14 protein-coding genes and 7 tRNA genes are annotated in these 17,283 nt (G+C 61.8%); 11 read left to right on the top strand and 10 right to left on the bottom strand.

Features of this window, described 5'->3' with window-relative positions; all coding sequences use genetic code 11:
* Window positions 1-169: 169 nt before the first annotated feature.
* Window positions 170-874 (top strand): hydrogen peroxide-dependent heme synthase, encoded by a 705-nt coding sequence (gene hemQ / locus CCICO_RS06605; RefSeq protein WP_018020435.1) that lies wholly within the window; start codon window positions 170-172, stop codon window positions 872-874.
* Between the two features lie 137 nt (window positions 875-1,011).
* Here hemQ and msrB read toward each other — a convergent pair whose 3' ends face one another.
* The 9 genes from msrB to CCICO_RS06560 all read right to left on the bottom strand — a co-directional run bounded on the left by msrB (window position 1,012) and on the right by CCICO_RS06560 (window position 4,253).
* On the bottom strand, window positions 1,012-1,434 hold the full coding sequence (msrB, locus tag CCICO_RS06600; RefSeq protein ID WP_018020436.1) for a peptide-methionine (R)-S-oxide reductase MsrB: 423 nt from the start codon (window positions 1,432-1,434) through the stop codon (window positions 1,012-1,014).
* 16 nt (window positions 1,435-1,450) lie between these two features.
* Window positions 1,451-2,701 (bottom strand): glycosyltransferase family 87 protein, encoded by a 1,251-nt coding sequence (locus CCICO_RS06595; protein ID WP_018020437.1) that lies wholly within the window; start codon window positions 2,699-2,701, stop codon window positions 1,451-1,453.
* A gap of 96 nt (window positions 2,702-2,797) precedes the next feature.
* On the bottom strand, window positions 2,798-3,505 hold the full coding sequence (locus CCICO_RS06590; RefSeq protein ID WP_040357982.1) for a pyrimidine reductase family protein: 708 nt from the start codon (window positions 3,503-3,505) through the stop codon (window positions 2,798-2,800).
* A 96-nt stretch (window positions 3,506-3,601) separates the two neighbouring features.
* Window positions 3,602-3,674 (bottom strand) — tRNA-Gly (locus tag CCICO_RS06585).
* Between the two features lie 37 nt (window positions 3,675-3,711).
* Window positions 3,712-3,783: transfer RNA gene (locus CCICO_RS06580), tRNA-Val, on the bottom strand.
* Window positions 3,784-3,788: 5 nt separating this feature from the next.
* Window positions 3,789-3,862: transfer RNA gene (locus tag CCICO_RS06575), tRNA-Cys, on the bottom strand.
* Between the two features lie 77 nt (window positions 3,863-3,939).
* Window positions 3,940-4,012, bottom strand: a tRNA-Gly gene (locus CCICO_RS06570).
* A 37-nt stretch (window positions 4,013-4,049) separates the two neighbouring features.
* A tRNA-Val gene (locus CCICO_RS06565) sits at window positions 4,050-4,121 on the bottom strand.
* A 59-nt stretch (window positions 4,122-4,180) separates the two neighbouring features.
* Window positions 4,181-4,253, bottom strand: a tRNA-Gly gene (locus CCICO_RS06560).
* Window positions 4,254-4,766: 513 nt separating this feature from the next.
* Between CCICO_RS06560 and CCICO_RS06555 the strand changes: the two genes are divergently transcribed.
* Window positions 4,767-4,838, top strand: a tRNA-Val gene (locus CCICO_RS06555).
* A gap of 158 nt (window positions 4,839-4,996) precedes the next feature.
* Here CCICO_RS06555 and CCICO_RS06550 read toward each other — a convergent pair.
* Window positions 4,997-6,367 (bottom strand): aspartate aminotransferase family protein, encoded by a 1,371-nt coding sequence (locus tag CCICO_RS06550; protein WP_018019872.1) that lies wholly within the window; start codon window positions 6,365-6,367, stop codon window positions 4,997-4,999.
* 289 nt (window positions 6,368-6,656) lie between these two features.
* Between CCICO_RS06550 and CCICO_RS06545 the strand changes: the two genes are divergently transcribed.
* The 9 genes from CCICO_RS06545 (at window position 6,657) to CCICO_RS06505 (ending at window position 17,281) form a co-directional block, all read left to right on the top strand.
* The gene (locus CCICO_RS06545; protein WP_018019871.1) at window positions 6,657-8,309 is read left to right on the top strand and encodes a PucR family transcriptional regulator; all 1,653 of its coding nucleotides are present in this window, start codon (window positions 6,657-6,659) and stop codon (window positions 8,307-8,309) included.
* 325 nt (window positions 8,310-8,634) lie between these two features.
* The gene (locus CCICO_RS06540) at window positions 8,635-9,237 is read left to right on the top strand and encodes a copper resistance CopC family protein (RefSeq protein WP_026161475.1); all 603 of its coding nucleotides are present in this window, start codon (window positions 8,635-8,637) and stop codon (window positions 9,235-9,237) included.
* Window positions 9,234-9,854 carry a copper chaperone PCu(A)C gene (locus tag CCICO_RS06535; protein ID WP_018019869.1) on the top strand — a complete coding sequence of 207 codons (621 nt, stop codon included), beginning with the start codon at window positions 9,234-9,236 and terminating at the stop codon, window positions 9,852-9,854. The genes CCICO_RS06540 and CCICO_RS06535 overlap by 4 nt, the downstream gene beginning before the upstream one ends.
* Before the next feature lie 501 nt (window positions 9,855-10,355).
* Window positions 10,356-11,537: a Dyp-type peroxidase gene (locus CCICO_RS06530; RefSeq protein WP_244263997.1), complete on the top strand. Its 1,182-nt coding sequence runs from the start codon at window positions 10,356-10,358 to the stop codon at window positions 11,535-11,537.
* Window positions 11,538-11,808: 271 nt separating this feature from the next.
* Entirely contained in the window at window positions 11,809-13,806 is a 1,998-nt protein-coding gene (gene thrS / locus CCICO_RS06525) for a threonine--tRNA ligase (protein WP_156809868.1), read from the top strand.
* A 7-nt stretch (window positions 13,807-13,813) separates the two neighbouring features.
* Window positions 13,814-14,371 (top strand): ATP adenylyltransferase, encoded by a 558-nt coding sequence (locus CCICO_RS06520; RefSeq protein WP_018019865.1) that lies wholly within the window; start codon window positions 13,814-13,816, stop codon window positions 14,369-14,371.
* Window positions 14,364-15,017, top strand: coding sequence for a phosphatidylinositol phosphate synthase (gene pgsA, locus CCICO_RS06515; RefSeq protein ID WP_018019864.1), 654 nt, complete (start codon window positions 14,364-14,366; stop codon window positions 15,015-15,017). The genes CCICO_RS06520 and pgsA overlap by 8 nt, the downstream gene beginning before the upstream one ends.
* Window positions 15,018-15,118: 101 nt before the next feature.
* Window positions 15,119-16,120, top strand: a complete 1,002-nt coding sequence (locus CCICO_RS06510; RefSeq protein ID WP_051067254.1) for a phosphatidylinositol mannoside acyltransferase — start codon at window positions 15,119-15,121, stop codon at window positions 16,118-16,120.
* Window positions 16,121-17,281, top strand: a complete 1,161-nt coding sequence (locus CCICO_RS06505) for a glycosyltransferase family 4 protein (protein ID WP_018019862.1) — start codon at window positions 16,121-16,123, stop codon at window positions 17,279-17,281.
* The last annotated feature ends 2 nt before the right edge of the window (window positions 17,282-17,283 follow it).

The raw sequence follows: 17,283 nt of genomic DNA, 5'->3' as shown, positions 1-17,283 counted from the left end.
CCACCGCTGCTTTGCGGGGTGGGTATGGGCAAGGGCAGTGGGGTTAGCTAGACTTTGCACTGTCAGCACTCGTGTGGATAGTCCACCCTAAGATGTGCAGGAAATCCGGTGGATAGCCACCCATGCGAGCTCCAGCTTTACTCAAGAGAAGTGAAACGAGGTCTTATTCGTGAGTGAACGGCCAGACTACGCCAAGCTCAACTCCATTCAGCGCTACACCCAGTGGGCAGTGTTTCGGGCTATCCCGGGGAGCCTCGGCAACGAGCGCGAGGATGTGATTACCGAGGCCCGCGAGTTTTTCGCCGCCATTGCTGAGGCCGATCGCGTAGTAGTGCGCGGTATCTATGACATCAGCGGTATCCAGGCCGACGCAGACTTCATGATCTGGTGGCACGCCGAGGAGTATCAGGAGCTGCAGGAGGTGTACAACCGTTTCCGTCGCGAGACCTCGCTGGGTCAGCTCACAGAGGTGGTGTGGACGGGCAACGGGATGCACCGTCCGGCGGAGTTTAATAAGTCGCACCTGCCCAGCTTCATCATGGGCGAGGAGCCGGGCGATTGGATCACCGTGTATCCCTTCGTGCGCTCCTATGACTGGTACATCATGGACGAGTCCAAGCGCCGCAAGATCCTGGCCGAGCACGGTATGGCGGGGCGTAACTTCCCGGATGTCCGCGCCAACACCATGCCGGCCTTTGCGCTCGGCGATTACGAATGGGTGCTTGCCTTCGAAGGCCCCGAGCTGCACCGCCTAGTCGATCTCATGCACCGCATGCGCTACACCGAAGCGCGGCTGCATGTGCGGGAGGAGACCCCCTTCTTTACCGGTCGACGCGTAGCCGACATCGAAGAGATCGTGCGGATGCTGCCCTAGAAGTATCAGCTGCCTAGGCCCTGCGGGCCGCACGCTCACGCCCAGCAAGGATGATGATCGCTCATCCCTGCTGGGCGTGTGTCATTTTCCTCGCTTGGCGTGGCGGTGAATGTGCGCCTGCGCTAGTTCTTTCACTGTTATGCCTCGGCGCTGTTAGTCCCTTCCGGCTCGAGGGTGAGGCAAATGGAGTTGATGCAGTAGCGCATATCGGTGGGCGTGTCATAGCCCTCGCCTTCGAAGACATGCCCGAGGTGGGAGTGGCAGGTGGCGCACAGCACTTCGGTGCGGACCATGCCGAGGCTGCGATCCTCCCGCTCGATGATGCGTTCACCAGCAAGCGGGGAGAAGAAGGAGGGCCAGCCGCAATGGGAAGAGAACTTCTCGGTAGAGCGAAACAGCTCAGTGCCACAGGCCTTGCAGGAATACACCCCTGCAGTGGTGGTGTCGGTGTATTCGCCGACGTGCGGAGCCTCAGTTCCGGCCATGCGCAGAACCCGAAACTCTTCGGGGTTGAGGCGGCGCTTCCAATCGTCCTCGCTGAGTGCACGATAATCAGTCATGGTGCGAGTCTCCTCTCTAGGTAGTGGCGGGCACAGGCTGGTCCTTGCCGCGGCGTGGGGTGGGGCTGAAGGTGGGATCGCCTAGCCGCCCAGCGACTGCCGCCGCTCGGTTGGGCTCCCAGACTAGCCAGCTCACCGCGGTGCTGCCAATGACCACAATGAGCAATACCCAGCCGGTGAAGCCGATGGTGGTGCCCACCAAATAGCCCCACAACGACACCCCGAGATCATCGGTGCGGAAGTGGAAGTAGAACAAAAACAACGCCAGGATGCTTAAAGGGTTGTGCAGCACGCTGCGGTGCAGCCCAGCGGTGGCAACGAGCGGCAGCAGCAGAATCGAGTAGTACATCTGCCCCAGTGAGGACAGCATGAATACCCCGACGAGAAGCAGGGAGCCAGTGGTGAGAAGCCACACGATTCGGTTGCTGTTGCGAATGGCCAACAGCGCGAGGACTCCGGCGCCTACGAAGGCGGCAAGCAGCAGCCACAGCGCCATTGCTAGCGCTGGGTGCACTCCGAAGTAGAGGGTGAGACCACGCAGCGAGGCGTTGGCATAATCGCGCACCTGGCCCAAGTAGGGCACGACCACCGTGAAGTATTCCTCCGCGCCGGTGACCACGCGCATCGCGATGGCGTTGGCCACCACGGGAACCCCGATCGCCCCGATCAGGCTGGGCCAGTGGCTCCGCACTAGCACCACGGGGATGAAGATCAGAGGGGCAAATAGCGGCTTGATCACAATGGCAAGGCCCAAGATCAGCCCGGCCATCCACGGCTTGGAGGCGTGGGTAAGCACGTAGAAGCCCACCAATGCCAGCAAAAGTAGGCCATTGATATTGGAAAACAGCAGTGTGTTAATGACGGATTCGGTGCAAAAGGCGAGTGCGATGGCCAAGGGCAGCCACGGGGTGCGGCAGCTGCGGCCGGTGAGACGAAAGAGCAGCACGATCGCGGCGATAATAGCCAGCGCGTTGGCACAGATGAACAGCATTCGCGCCGTGCTCCAGTCCGTGGACCAGCCAAGCGGGGACAGGATCAGCGTAGCCCCAGGATTATAGAGGTAGTGCGGGTCCACGGTGGAGTAATCCTCGCTATAGACCGGGACGCCGTCGAGGTGGCGTCGAATAGCGAAATACACGGTGGAAAAATCATCGGTGGGTGCGCCTGCCGCAGCGCGGATGGCCACGCGGTAGGCGACGATGAGCACAGCGATCGGCCAGAGCGCGATCACGTGGCCACGATGCTTGAGGGAATTGGGTGCGATCACCCCAGTGAGTGTAATCGCTTATCGACGCCACCCTGCAGGCGGCACACCCACTCGCCGGCGGAAAAATCGGACGGGACCGACCGCCGGGATTGGGGCTTAAGGCCGCGGCAGGCGGTAGCGGGTGAAGAGAAAACCGTCCTCATCGTGGTGTACGCCATCCAGCTCGAGCTGGGTGGAGTGGGCGGGGTGGCTAAAGAGCGGCCGATCGATCTGGGTGATCACAGGCGCGATGCTGAGGTGAAGATAATCGATGAGCCCATGGTCGAGCGCATGGCCATAGATGCTGGGCCCACCCTCGATGCTGATGCGGTGATAGCCGCGCTCGGCTAGGGCGGTCAGGGCGGTATCCACCGAGAGCTCATCGAGAAGGAGGACCTCGGCGCCGGCGGCTTCGTATGTTGCCACCCGGTCCGCATTTTTCGATCCGGTAATGATGATCGGGGAGGCGCTGACCTCGGTGAAAAAACGCGAGGTGGTGTCCATATCGGCGGAGCCTGTGATCACCGCTAGCGGTGGGGTGTCCGCCTGGCCTGCGGCGAGTCGATCCGCACGTTGCTCTGGGCTGAGGCGCACCCCGCCGTAGTTTTCCGCCCGCACGGTGCCGGCTCCCACTAGCACGCAGTCAGCCCAGGCGCGCAGCGTAGTGAGAACCCGGGTGTCGTTGTCATTGCCGAGGGAACCAGAGGTGCCCTCCACTGTGGCAGCACCGTTGAGTGAAGAGATCGCGACGCCGCGCACCTCACGGTGGGACAGGGGGAGTTCGGTGCCGAGTATCTGTGAACGGGAGAGGGGAGTGGGTGACATGAGCCCCATTGTGCCAGCCTGGAGAACAGCAGGGGCGTAGATGCACAAACTCCCGAGCCTTCCTTGAGGGGAAGAACTCGGGAGTATGGGATAGAGAGCGGATGACGGGACTCGAACCCGCGACCCTAACCTTGGCAAGGTTATGCGCTACCAGCTGCGCTACATCCGCATGCATAGTGTTTTAAAGAACAATGCCTTGTTCTGCGTGCGCGATACTGGGATTGAACCAGTGACCTCTTCCGTGTCAGGGAAGCGCTCTCCCGCTGAGCTAAACGCGCATAAGTGGAGGTGGAAACGGGAATCGAACCCGTGTACAAGGTTTTGCAGACCTTTGCCTCACCACTCGGCCATTCCACCGTGTCACTTAATATCTATCTAAGATACACACCTTAAGTGTAAGGTGAACACCCTTTGGGGAAAGGATGTTGTATCCGAGCGGATGACGGGACTCGAACCCGCGACCCTAACCTTGGCAAGGTTATGCGCTACCAGCTGCGCTACATCCGCATGCATAGTGTTTTAAAGAACAATGCCTTGTTCTGCGTGCGCGATACTGGGATTGAACCAGTGACCTCTTCCGTGTCAGGGAAGCGCTCTCCCGCTGAGCTAAACGCGCAAGCCTAGGGATCTTTGATAGGCCACCCACTTAAGAAGGGGTGTCCATAAAAGAACCAGAGCGGATGACGGGACTCGAACCCGCGACCCTAACCTTGGCAAGGTTATGCGCTACCAGCTGCGCTACATCCGCATTGTTCCACCTACTCGTTAAGGTGCTAAGCCCCTTCAGGGGATTACTTCCTTCGAGCTGTGGTGCGTTGAAAACAATAGCGTGACTAATACGGAAACCACAAATCTGCATGTGGCACGCCCTTACCTTCCTCCGTGGCGGGGTCGGTGGAAGTTACATGGGTGTGACTATGAGTGGGTGGTGTGAGGCTCCACACTTGCGTGGGTAGCCACGGCCTCACGATGCGCAAGGGCTCAACCGGTGTCCATTACGAATGTGGAGAGGGTTCGCTTTCCCTAGGCTCGCAGCCAGGTGTCCTCATCACTCGCTGTGCGATGTTGCTGATGCGTTCGGTTAAGGGGCTGGGCTGTGGGCCAGGGTGGCATGGAAGAGTGTGCCGTTTAGGTCCGCGCGGGGAGTGTGGCGTGGTTTTAGGGGGTGTGAACTGCGAATTAGTGCTCTCAGTAAAAGCCGTGCTAGGTTATCTACTCGGAAGCGACGAGCTGAAGACCACTTCAGTACAACGTCAATTCTGGTCCCATGGCTCAGTGGAAGAGCGTCCCGTTCACACCGGGAAGGTCGCTGGTTCGATCCCAGCTGGGACCACTTTTTTATTTCTTAAGGCGCCTCGAGGCTATCGGGGCGCCTCGGTGTATATCGGCTGTGGTGGGGGCGTTTTTCAAGCGCCTTATGACAGCCCACGGCAACCAGACGCCGCAGAGATATCGACTCTCTGCGGCGTCATTGCGTGTGGTGGGAAGGGTTTAGCTTGTCGCTGCCACGTTAGGCGCGGCCGGTACCGCCGAGGTGGGCTGGGGATCCTCACTCGCTCCTAGGGACTGAGATGCTGCGGCGATCGCGGCTTCGTAGGCATCGAGCCCGCGGTGGAGATCGGCCTCCGAGATATTCAGCGGCGGGGCCATATGAATGCGGTTGAAGTGGCTGAAGGGCCACACGCCTTGCTTTTTGATATCGGCCACGATGCGAGAGACCGGTTCAGCCTGCGGGCCGGAGGCGTTAAAGGGAACCAGTGGTTCACGGGTGGCGCGGTCGCGCACCAGCTCGATGGCCCAGAACAAGCCGAGTCCGCGCACCTCGCCGACAATGGGATAGGTGCGGGCGAGTTTCTCCAAACGCGGTCGCACCACCGTCTCGCCCATCGTGCGGGTGTGCGCGAGCACATCCTCCTCCTCGAATACGGTGAAGGTGGCAACGCCTGGGGCGCAGGCCAAGGGGTGGCCCGAGTAGGTTAGTCCTCCTGGATAAGGGCGGGTGGCGAAGCTATTGCGAATCTCCTCGGAGATAATCACCCCGCCGAGCGGAACATAGCCGGAGTTCACCCCCTTAGCGAAGGTGATGAGATCTGGGGTCACGTCGAAGTGCTCCACCGCGAACATCGTTCCGGTCCGGCCGAATCCCACCATGACCTCATCGGCGATGTAGACAATGCCGTACTTATCGCAGAGAGCCCGCACCCCGGGCAGATACCCAGCCGGCGGCACGAGAATGCCGTTGGTGCCCACTACGGTTTCTAAGATGATCGCGGCGATGGTGTCAGGGCCCTCGAGTTGGATGACATTCTCGAGGTGCTCGAGAGCCCGGGCGCACTCCTCTTCCTCCGTGGTGGCGTGGAAGGCAGAGCGGTAGAGATAGGGGCCAAAGAAGTGCACCACCGAGCTGTCCCCCGAACTCACTGCCCACCGGCGCGGATCGCCGGTAAGAGAGATGGCGGTGGAGGTTGCCCCGTGATAGGAGCGGTAGGCCGAGAGCACCTTGCTGCGGCCGGTGTGTTCGCGCGCCATGCGTACCGCGTTTTCGTTTGCGTCCGCGCCGCCATTGGTGAAGAACACGTAATTAAGCTCGCCCGGCGCGGCATCGGCGATGAGCTCGGCCAGCTTCGTGCGGATAGGGGTGCGCACCGCGGGCTGGATGGTGGGCAGTGTGTTCAGCTGCTCTTCCATCGCCCGCACTAGCGTGGGGTGCCTGTGGCCGACATTGACATTCATCAGCTGGGAGGAGAAGTCCAAATATGCTGTGCCGGTGTCGTCGTAGAAGTAGCTTCCTTCGCCGCTGACCACGGTAATCGGATCGATTAGGTCTTGTGCGGACCACGAGTGAAATACTGCATCAGCCATGGGGATCCTCCTTGTCCTAGTAGGTGCAATCGAGCCGTCGATAAGCGGCTGTGTCTTCCATTTAAGGCGGGAAGCGCAGTGGGGAGAAGGCGCAACATGTTCCGCATCCCATCAAGCTCTGGACACTGTGTTCACTCAGCTATGCCGGCCGCTTAGGCGTAGAGCGGGCACCGAGTGCTGTGAGGAGGGGGCAGGGCTGGCTGGCTGCATGAGGGTTTCGCTCTACACTGGCCAGCAATGACGAGTCCGGTTGCCGCCACTGGCGGTGATGATGAGAAAAGGGGTGCTGATGAGCACGACCGTCACTGTGGCTGATGTGATCGCCTTGCCGTTGATGCAGCGCGCTCGCCCCGAGATTCTCAGCGGGCAGACCCGGCTGACCAACTCGGTGCGGTGGGTGCATGTGGCGGAATCGCCACGCACCGGTCACCTCATTGACGGCCACGAGCTACTGCTCACCACCGGCAGGGGGCTGCAGTCCTCACCTGAGTCTTTGGGGGAACAGATTGATCGTTTCGCGGCCGCGGAGGCAGCGGGGCTCGTGGTAGAGCTGGGCACCGTGTGGTCCGAGATCCCGCAAGAGATGGTGGATGCGTGTCGACGCCACCAGCTGCCCCTGATCCAAGTGAGGGAGGAGCTGCGCTTTGTCGAGCTCACCGAGGCGGTGCATACCCGCATTCTGGCGCAGCGTTCCAGAGATGTCGCCCAGCTGCACAGCATCAGCGAAACCTTCTGGTCCCTGACCTACAATGGCGCCCCGCCTGAGCAGATCGTTACCCAAGCCTGCCGCGAACTGGATCGGCCGGTGGTGCTGGAAGATCGTCACCACCGCGTAGTGGTGTACGCCGAGGGGCACACTCTGCCCTCGGAACTGCTGCGGGAGTGGGAGCCGCGCTCCCGGAATTGGGCGGCCGAGGTGGCCGAGCAGGGGCTCATCGCTGATCCGGTGCGTGTTAGTGAGGCGAACCAGCCCACGGTGGTATGGGAGTGCGTGGACATACAAGCCCGCGGGCACCACTGGGGAAGGTTGTGGTACCGCGACGGATTGGCAGATAGGGAACTATCGGCGCATATTCTTCGCCACGCTGCGATGGCTTTGGCCATCGATCGGCTCAGCTCCACCCGCTCGACCACGTGGAATGACTTGATTGATCGCACCTGCCTCGAAAGGCTGGCACATAATCGTTTCACCACCGTCGGTGGGCAAGCCGAGGTTCTCTCCGCCGCCGGCTTCGATACCGTTGATCGTTACTTGAGCGCCTTCGAGCTGCGGTGCAGCCACACGGTGCCGCCGGTAGAGGAGATTCGCACAGCCCTAGCCCAAGCTGCGGGTGTGCGGGGTGCCCAAGTGCTGGTGGCCCAGCACCCGCAGCATCCGCACAGAATGGTGTGTGCCCTCTCCACTGAAGTTTCGAGCGGCGAGGGTAGCAGCGTAGAGGTGGCGCAGGCTTTCGCCGCGGCAGTGGAGATGATTATCAGCCGCACCGAGGGCGGTGCGGCCGGCGAGCGAGCTAAGGCAGAAATCCTCATTGCCAGCGGGCTTGGCGGACCGGTGGAACTAGGTGCTGCGGTGCACCGGCTCAGTAGCCTGCCCCATAAAGAGATTCAAGGACGGGTGCAGCTGCGGTGGTTAAGGCGTGGACAGGCCGCCGAGGTGATCACTGATCTGCATGGCGATGTGCGGGCCCAAGCCTTTGCCGAGTCCACCCTCGGCCCATTATTAATCCACGACGCCCGCAATGATTCAGATCTGCTCTCGACGCTGCGGGTGTTGGTGCACCATCCCACCTCGCGCTCTGCGGCGGCCGCAGAGCTGCATGTCTCCCGCACCGCGCTGTACTCCCGCATCGCCACCATCGAGCGTCTGCTCCAGGCGGACCTGAGCGATGGGCACCAGTTTTTCGCCCTCGCTCTGGCGCTCAAAACCTACCTGGGGGAGTAGGGCAGGGATGCTGCGATCACGCTCGAATGCGAGCTCAGGAGCAATGTAGCTGTGAGCTAGATCATCACAGCGTCTTGGGTGGGAACTATCCAGTACTAGCTCGCGACTAGTGCCTATAGAGCCTGATGCCTTCAGCTGGCGTCGCCGGATGCCTGTGGTCATGCAACCCAAGTGGACACACGCGGCGGTGAGTGCAGCGTCGTATGGCGCAGGCTTAGTCTGACTCACGTCCCAATATGCGGGTGGTGGACAGGCGGCACGGCTGGTGCGCCATACTTGTCGTGGAAGCACAACACGCAGTGTCGGTAGTTAAGGAGAATGGTGTATGCGCAGAAGCCGAGGACGTCTAGCCCGCCCCGCGAACGCCCGGGTGGCCCTCGCCTCGTTGGGGCTGACGATGGGTGCGGTGGCCGCAGTGGCTACCGCACCGGTGGCCGCAGCGCATGACGTGGTGATCAACTCCAACCCGGAGGACGGTTCCACGGTGAGCGAGTTTCCGCACACCATCGAGCTGGAATTTTCCGCCATCCCCCTCGATACCTTTAACCGCGTAGCGGTGAGTAATGAGGATACTGGCGAGATTCTCTACCAGGGCGAGCCCGAGCTGAATCAGCAGATGGTCACCATCACCCTGCCCGAGGATCTCGACCCCGGTGACGGCAACTATCTCGTGGGATTCCAGATCACTTCCTCCGATGGTCACGCCACCCGTGGCGGCACCACCTTCAGTGTGGACACCGGTGAGAACGACTCCGCACCGACCACGGACACAGTCTCGGAGAATGCCCAGTCTTCCGAGAACGACGCGCTAAGCTCTTCAGAAGGAAGCTCCGGCCCGATGATGTTCATTGGCGGCGGCATTGTGCTGCTGGCCGTGATCATCGGGGGCATCCTGATGTTCAGCAAGAGAAAGGAAAACTCTCAGTGATTACCCGTAAGTTCGCCACAGTTGCTACAGCTCTGCTCGCAACCGGCTCCCTGGCCCTTGCTGCATGCTCCCCGGAGCTGCAGAAGGACTCTGACATGCCAAAGGATCCCACCGATAACCCCTCGGTGAGCTCCACTAGCGCCACCAGCTCGGAGTCCACCGAGACCACGTCCGAGACCTCGGCCAAGGAGGTGGAGTTCCTCAACGCATATGTCAAGGCCAAGCCGGCTGATAAGGACATGACCGCCGTGTTCGGCACCTTGGTGAACAACACCGACCAGGACATCGTGGTCTCCTCCTTCTCCACCTCGCTCGGTGCGCCGAAGAATGAGATTCACGAGGTGCGCGATGGGGTGATGCGTGAGCTCGAGGGCGGTCTGCCGATCGCAGCCCAGGGTGAATCCCCGCTGCAGCCGGGCGCCAACCACTTCATGATCATGGATTATGATGAGGCCATCGAGCCCGGTGACACCATCACCGTCACCATCACCCTCGAGGATGGCACCTCCTACACCTTCAAGAACGTGGAGGTGCGCGACATTGCTTCTGGTGAAGAAAGCTACGGCCCGGACGGTGGCGTGGAGGGCCACAACGGAATGGATCACAACCACTCCTAAAAGCAGAGTAAGCACCGGCGTCCACTCCGCGTCGCGGGTGCTGTGACTCTCATCGTTGAAGAAGGGGCGCCTGCCGTGCCCGACGGTGCGCCAGATCGTGGATCTGGTTCGCGGCGTGGCCTCTGAAGGTAGGCGCCCTTCATGCTGCCGCCACGGGGTGTATCTCGGCCCGATGGTTTCCCTATCTGCCAACGACGTTGGTGGGCGGGGAGGCAGCGTCGATAAGCCTGCGCCCAAGCGCGGTGAATACAGCAGGGTCAGTGCTCCTCATCGAGCATGCCCCTGTGGTTGTAGAGCGTGCCCGCAACGAGGGCCTCGTCGTCTGTGTCATTCCAAGAGGCATACATGCGGGACCGCCAACCCAGATAAGAAGAGGATGGTGTTTAATTCGTGATGGCTCATGGCAAGCCTGACGGCGAGGATCGTGACCACTGCGCAGCAGCGGAGGGGACTGGCTCGGCTGGGGTGAATCGCCGCGCCTTTCTCAGCGGCGCCACCGTGATGGCGGCGGGGGCTGGGTTGGCCTCCTGTGCCCGTGGCACTGAGGATCGCGCCACTGCATCCGCTGAAGAGAACAAAGACGTGAGCACCCGTTTGCGCCATGCCACAGTAGAATTCGATGGCGAACACCAGGCGGGAATCGCCACCCCCGAACAAGCGCAGGTCTCGGTGTGTGCCTTCACGGTGCGACCGGGCAGCACTATCGACGACATGCGGCGGTTATTTCGCCTGTGGACCATGGATGCCCGGCGACTAAGCCGAGGCGAAGCGCCCTTAGGGGATCTTGAGGAAGAACTCGCCGAGATACCCGCGAATCTCACCTTTACCGCAGGCGTAGGGGAGCGCTTCTTCGACATCATCGGCCGACCCGAGCTGCGCCCATCATGGCTGCACCCAATCCCAGCTTTTTCGCGAGACAAGCTGGATCCGAAGTGGGGCGAGGCCGATATCGTGCTGCAGATCTGCGCCGATGACAACCTCACCGTGGCGCACGCGATGCGGCACATGGTGCGCGCCGGGGATCGCTACGTGACGGTGAAGTGGATCCAGCAAGGTTTTTCCAATGCTGATGGCGCAATGAGCGCCGATACCACCCCACGCAATCTATTTGGTCAGATCGATGGGACTGTCAATCCGCGTACCGAAGAAGACTACGCGGAGCAGGTGTGGATCGATGAGGGCCCAGAGTGGCTGCGCGGAGGCAGCTGCATGGTGCTGCGGCGGATCGCGATGAACATCGATACCTGGGAGATCCTAGACCGCGGCTCCCGCGAAGTCTCGGTGGGGCGCACTCTCGATACCGGTGCGCCGTTGACGGGCGGCGACGAGCACACTCCCGCCGATTTTGAGGCCACCGATAAATACGGGCTGCCGGTGATCGATCCGATGAGCCATATGGCGCGTTCGCATCCGCCGGCAGATAAGCCGCACCAGAAGATTCTGCGCCGCCCCTACAGCTATGATCTCCAGCCCGAGCCCGGCTCGGAGCAGCTGTCCAACTCGGGATTGCTGTTCATCTGTTTTCAGAAGAATCCGGATGAACAATTCACCCCGATCCAGCGGCGCCTCGATGAGGGTGACCGGCTAAACCAGTGGATCACCCACATTGGGTCCTCGGTGTTTTTCATCTTCCCGGGCACCACTGAGGATGATTATTGGGGCAGGGGGCTGCTGGAATCCTAAGCCCACGGGGTAAGATACCTCGCAGACGTGTGTGCAGGCGTCTGAGAGAGCAATGCTTATCGACGATTGCCTCTACGGCGCTTGAAACTCCCGAGCTAGAGAGACAACGTCTGGGCGGATACCCCATTCGCCCAGCTAACGCCCTGGCGACCAGGTATGTCGCCGGGGCACAAGATGTGTGAGGAGCACGAAGAACGTGAGTATTTCAGACCCGGTCCACGTCCAGGTGGATCCCTTCCTCGTTCCCGCCGGCCAGGCTGTGGGCCAGGCGATGCGCGAGCTCGAGCTGCCGAACAAGGGCCCCGAGGCCATTGTGGTGGCGAAGGATCCCGAGGGAACATTGCGCGATTTGTCCTTCGTGCCCACCGAGGACACCGAGTTCACCCCCGTGCCCGCCTGCTCCGAGGAAGGCCGTGGCGTGATTCGCCACTCCTGTACTCACGTGCTCGCCCAAGCAGTGCAGGCCGAGTTCCCAGGCACCAAGCTGGGCATCGGCCCCGCCATCGACAATGGCTTCTACTATGACTTCGACGCCGCCGAGCCCTTTACGCCCGAGGATCTCAAGCGCATTGAAAAGCGCATGAAAAAGATCATCAAGCAGGGGCAGAAATTCGAGCGTCGGGTCTACGCCTCTCAGGATGATGCTCGCGAGGATCTCTCGCACGAGCCCTACAAACTGGAGCTCATCGAGGACAAGGGCAATGTGGATCCGAACTCGGATGAGGCCACCGAGGTTGGCGGCGGAGAGCTCACCAGCTACGCCAACTGCAATCCCCGCACCGGTGATGTCGAATGGTACGACCTCTGCCGCGGGCCCCACGTGCCCACCACCAAATACATTCCGGCCTTCGCGCTCACCCGCTCCTCCGCCGCCTATTGGCGAGGCGATCAAAACAATGCGGGTCTGCAGCGCATCTACGGCACCGCATGGGAGTCGAAAGAGAAGCTGGAGGAGTATCAGACCATGCTCGCCGAGGCCGAGAAGCGCGATCACCGTCGCCTTGGCGCCGAGCTGGATCTGTTCAGCTTCCCCGATGAGATCGGTTCGGGTTTCCCCGTGTTCCACCCCGCCGGCGGCATTGTCCGTCTGGAGATGGAGGAGCATTCCCGGCGCCGCCACATCAGCGCCGGCTACTCCTTTGTCAACACTCCTCACTTGACCAAGGGTGATCTGTTTAAGAAGTCCGGCCACTTGGACTTCTACTCGGATGGCATGTTTCCGCCCATGCAGCTCGACGGCGAATACTCGGAGGACGGGGAGGTAGTCAAGCCCCCGCAGGACTACTACGCCAAGCCGATGAACTGCCCGATGCACAACCTGATCTTCGCCTCCCGTGGCCGCTCCTACCGCGAGCTGCCGCTGCGGCTGTTCGAATTCGGCACGGTGTATCGCTACGAGAAGTCCGGCGTGATCCACGGGCTCACCCGCGCCCGCGGCTTCACCCAGGACGATGCGCACATCTACTGCACTGAAGACCAACTGGAAGATGAGCTGACTCGCGTACTCGACTTCATCATCTCCCTGCTGAAGGATTACGGCCTCGACGATTTCTACCTCGAGCTATCCACCAAGGATCCGCAGAAGTTCGTGGGCTCGGATGAGATCTGGGAGCGCTCCACCCAGATCCTGGAGAACGTGGCCACCCGCTCGGGGCTGGAGCTGGTGCCCGATCCTGCCGGTGCCGCCTTCTATGGCCCCAAGATTTCGGTCCAGGCCCGCGACGCCATTGGCCGCACGTGGCAGATGTCCACCGTGCAGCTGGACTTCAACCTTCCCGAGCGCTTCAACTTGGAATACACCGCCTCCGATGGCTCCAAGAAGCGGCCGATCATGATTCACCGCGCCCTCTTCGGCTCGATCGAGCGTTTCTTCGGCGTGCTTCTCGAGCACTACGCCGGTGCCTTCCCCGCGTGGTTGGCCCCGCACCAGGTGATGGGTATCCCGGTGGCTGATGAGTTCTCCGGCTATCTCGAGGATGTGTGCGCCAACCTGCGCCAGGCAGGCATCCGCGCCGAGGTGGACACCTCGGATGATCGCATGCAGAAGAAGATCCGCAACCACACCACCGGCAAGGTGCCCTTCATGCTGTTGGCCGGTGGCCGCGATGTCGAGGCGAATGCCATAAGCTTCCGCTTCCTCGACGGCTCCCAGGTCAACGGGGTGCCGGTGGAGGAGGCGGTGATGGTGATCCGTAACTGGGTGGCCCAGCGCATCAACGCCCAGCCGAGCAAAGAACTCATTGAGGAGTTCCGTGGAACGGCAAGCTAACACAAAGATGCAGCCGCAAGGCTCCTATACGGATTCTGGGGTGGGGATTCCAGATCGCCTCGAGCGGCTCTGGGCGCCCTACCGGATGAACTATATTAAGGACGCCGGTGTAGGTAGCGCGGAGCACTCGCCCCGCAATCCCTTTCTCGCCATCCCTGAGATGAGCGATGAAGACGGGCTGATCGTGGCCCGCGGTGAACTGGTGTACTGCGTGCTTAACCTCTACCCCTATAACTCGGGGCACGCCATGGTGGTGCCGTACCGTCAAGTGGCCAACCTTGAGGATCTGAGCGTGGAGGAAACCGCGGAACTCATGGCCTTCGCTCAGAAGCTGGTGCGGGTGATTAAGGCCGTGTCTTCTCCGCACGCTTTTAATGTGGGATTCAACTTAGGCCGCGCCTCGGGCGGCTCGGTGGGCGAGCACCTCCACCTGCACGTGGTGCCGCGCTGGAGCGGCGATTCCAACTTCATGACAGTGATCGATGGAGTCAAGGTGCTGCCGCAGCTACTCCGCGATACCCGCCAGCTACTCGCCGATGCCTGGGAGGCCGATAGCGATGCTTAGCGTGCATGGACGCAAACCCGCCGCCGTGGTGGTGGAGCCGATCGCCACTCAACTTGTGAAGTGGAACCTCACCCCGAATGTGGTCACCGTGTTCGGGGCGGTGGTTTCCACCCTATTGGCGGTGATCTTGATCCCCACCGGTCACTTGGTGGCCGCCGCTGTGCTCTCGGGCCTGTTCGTGGCCTTCGACATGGTCGATGGAACCATGGCCCGACTGCGGGGTGGAGGCACCAAATACGGCGCCACCCTCGATGCCACCTGCGACCGGCTCACCGACGGCGCCCTCTTCGCCGCGATTACTTGGTGGCTGATCTATAGCTACGATGCGCCCCAACCACTCGTGGTCGCCTCCCTGGTGGTGCTCGTCTGCTCGCAGGTGATCTCCTACGTCAAAGCCAGAGGTGAGGCCAGTGGCCTGAGCATGGTGGGTGGGCTGATCGAGCGCCCCGAGCGGCTCATCATCGGCTTGGTCGGCATCGGCCTGCAGGGCTTCGGCGTACCCTATGCCGTGGATGTGGCTATCTGGGTGCTGGCGGTAGGCTCAGTATTTACCGTGATCCAGCGGCTGTCCATGGCGGCCACCTCCGCCCATGGCAAGGACATTATCGCCCCGCCCGCCGGGGCCAGCACCCCGAGGAACCGCTAAGTCACCTAGTGAGAACCGCAATGTGAAACCACCGCGCAGCGTCGGCACAGGCACGGCCGTGCCCGGCGCGGCCTTATGCCGTGTGAGGAGCTAGCCCCACGATGACCCCATGGAGCCGCCTGCGCCACTCCTTAAGACAACGCCATTGGGCGGCCGCAGGCTACATGTTTGGCTGGGCGGCGCTTTCGCGGCTTCCTGAGCTTGGTGCGCGAGTGATCGCCACCGTTGGTGCGGATATCGCCTCTCGGCGGGGCCGTCAGCCGGCGCAGCTGCGCCGCAATCTCGAGCGTGTCCTGGGCTCCGGTCAGGTGAGTCCTTCCCTCATGCGCGCATCCATGCGCTCGTATACCCGTTATTGGATGGAGGCCTTCCGGCTTCCACGTATAGCCTCCGATCCGAGCTTGGTGCGCGTTCTTGATGAGTCGGTCGAGGGCTACGATCATCTGCTTGAGCCACTCGCTGCGGGTAAAGGAGTGATCCTTACTCTGCCGCACAGCGGCAACTGGGATATGGCTGGGGTGTTGCTCGTGCACCGCAATGGCAGTTTCACCACCGTCGCGGAGCGGCTTGAACCAGTAGAGCTCTATGAGGCCTTCGTGGACTATCGCACGAGTCTCGGCTTCCGCGTGCTCCCGCACCGCGACGCTCGCGGTCATGGGCCCTACGAAGAGCTGAAGAACACCCTCGCTCGCGGCGGGGTGGTCTGCCTGCTGGGTGAGCGGGATTTACGCGCTAGCGGGGTAGAGGTGGAGTTTTTCGGCGAGCCCGCCCTATTTCCTGCCGGGCCGGCCCGTCTGGCCATGGACACCGGCGCCAGCCTGCACGTGGTGCATAGCTTTTATCCCGATTCCTCGAACTGGGGCCTGCGGGTGTCCGAGGCGCTCGAGGTGGATGATGTGCAGTCCACCACCCAGCGCATCGCCGAAGGATTCGAAGCCAATATCGCCGCACATCCCCACGACTGGCACATGCTGCAGCCGCTGTGGCTGGCCGATCTCGACCCGCATCGCCTGGCCCGTGGCCGCGCCCAGCAGCAGCCCCACGAGGCAGATGCTGCCCGCCCATCTGGCCTAGACGATGCACCACGAGGGGAGGGCAGCTAGATGCGTATCGGAATCGTGTGTCCCTATTCTTTCGATGAACCAGGCGGGGTGCAGGCCCACATCCTGGATCTGGGGCAGGCGCTACAACAGCGTGGGCACTATGTGCGCGCCATCGGACCCGCCACCAGTGCGGCGGAGGTGCCGGACTGGGTGGTTCGCGGTGGCCGCGCCGTGCCCATTCCCTATAACGGTTCTGTGGCTCGCATCGCTGTTGGGCCACAGGTGAGCACGAGCCTAAAAAACTTCATCAACGACAACAACTTTGATGTGCTCCATATTCATGAGCCCAACTCGCCCAGCTTCTCCATGGCGGCGCTGCGGCTCGCCCACGGCCCCATTGTGGCCACCTACCACGCCTCGAGCTCCGGCTCGACTCTGCTTAAGCTCGGCACGCCGGTGCTCAGGCCGCTGTTGGAAAAGATCCGCGGAGGAATCGCTGTCTCTGAGCTCGCTCGGCGCTGGCAGGTAGAACAGCTCGGAGGCGATCCGGTACTCATCCCCAACGGGGTGGATACCCGCCACTTCGCTGCGGCACGCAGCCGCCACGAGGAACACTGCACCCGCCAGGTGGACAGTGAGCAGCGTGGGGTTGGGGACGGGGAGGTGGCGTCGACAAGCGCTGCGGGCGTGCCCAACATCGTCTTCCTTGGCAGGTTGGACGAGCCGCGCAAGGGGCTCGATATTTTGCTGCGCGCATTGGCGCAACTGGACCGGCCCTTTAGCTGCACCGTGATTGGTGCGGGCACCCAGCGGCCTATGCCGGGGGTGCGCTATGTGGGCAAGGTCTCCGATGCGGAGAAGGCCGATATTCTGGGCCGCGCCGATATCTATGTGGCGCCTAATACTGGCGGGGAGAGCTTCGGTATTGTGCTCGTAGAAGCCATGGCCGCCGGATGCGCGGTGCTCGCCAGCGACCTCGAGGCTTTTGCCGCCGTGACGGATGCCTACAGCGATACACCCGCCGGCCTGCTCTTTCCTAATGGCAGTGCCGCGGATCTGGCAGCACAGTTGCGTCGTCTCATCGATTCACCCGTTCTGCGGAAAGGCCTTGTGGAAGCTGGGGCGGCGCGCGCTGCCAGCTATGACTGGGACACGGTGACCACCCAGATCGTGCACGTCTATGAGGCTGTTGCTGATGGCACCTCCGTGAAACTGAAGTGAAA

The organism is Corynebacterium ciconiae DSM 44920, from assembly GCF_030440575.1.
Lineage (GTDB): Bacteria > Actinomycetota > Actinomycetes > Mycobacteriales > Mycobacteriaceae > Corynebacterium > Corynebacterium ciconiae.
This window is presented reverse-complemented; position numbering and strand designations above follow the sequence as displayed.

Excerpts from the sequence above, each read along its gene's own strand:
- msrB (WP_018020436.1), bottom strand. The coding sequence starts at position 1,434 with ATGACTGATTATCGTGCACTCAGCGAGGACGATTGGAAGCGCCGCCTC.
- CCICO_RS06590 (WP_040357982.1), bottom strand. The coding sequence starts at position 3,505 with ATGTCACCCACTCCCCTCTCCCGTTCACAGATACTCGGCACCGAACTC.
- CCICO_RS06550 (WP_018019872.1), bottom strand. The coding sequence starts at position 6,367 with ATGGCTGATGCAGTATTTCACTCGTGGTCCGCACAAGACCTAATCGAT.
- CCICO_RS06545 (WP_018019871.1), top strand. The coding sequence starts at position 6,657 with ATGAGCACGACCGTCACTGTGGCTGATGTGATCGCCTTGCCGTTGATG.
- CCICO_RS06540 (WP_026161475.1), top strand. The coding sequence starts at position 8,635 with ATGCGCAGAAGCCGAGGACGTCTAGCCCGCCCCGCGAACGCCCGGGTG.
- CCICO_RS06530 (WP_244263997.1), top strand. The coding sequence starts at position 10,356 with ATGGCGGCGGGGGCTGGGTTGGCCTCCTGTGCCCGTGGCACTGAGGAT.
- thrS (WP_156809868.1), top strand. The coding sequence starts at position 11,809 with ATGCGCGAGCTCGAGCTGCCGAACAAGGGCCCCGAGGCCATTGTGGTG.
- CCICO_RS06520 (WP_018019865.1), top strand. The coding sequence starts at position 13,814 with ATGCAGCCGCAAGGCTCCTATACGGATTCTGGGGTGGGGATTCCAGAT.
- pgsA (WP_018019864.1), top strand. The coding sequence starts at position 14,364 with ATGCTTAGCGTGCATGGACGCAAACCCGCCGCCGTGGTGGTGGAGCCG.
- CCICO_RS06510 (WP_051067254.1), top strand. The coding sequence starts at position 15,119 with ATGACCCCATGGAGCCGCCTGCGCCACTCCTTAAGACAACGCCATTGG.
- CCICO_RS06505 (WP_018019862.1), top strand. The coding sequence starts at position 16,121 with ATGCGTATCGGAATCGTGTGTCCCTATTCTTTCGATGAACCAGGCGGG.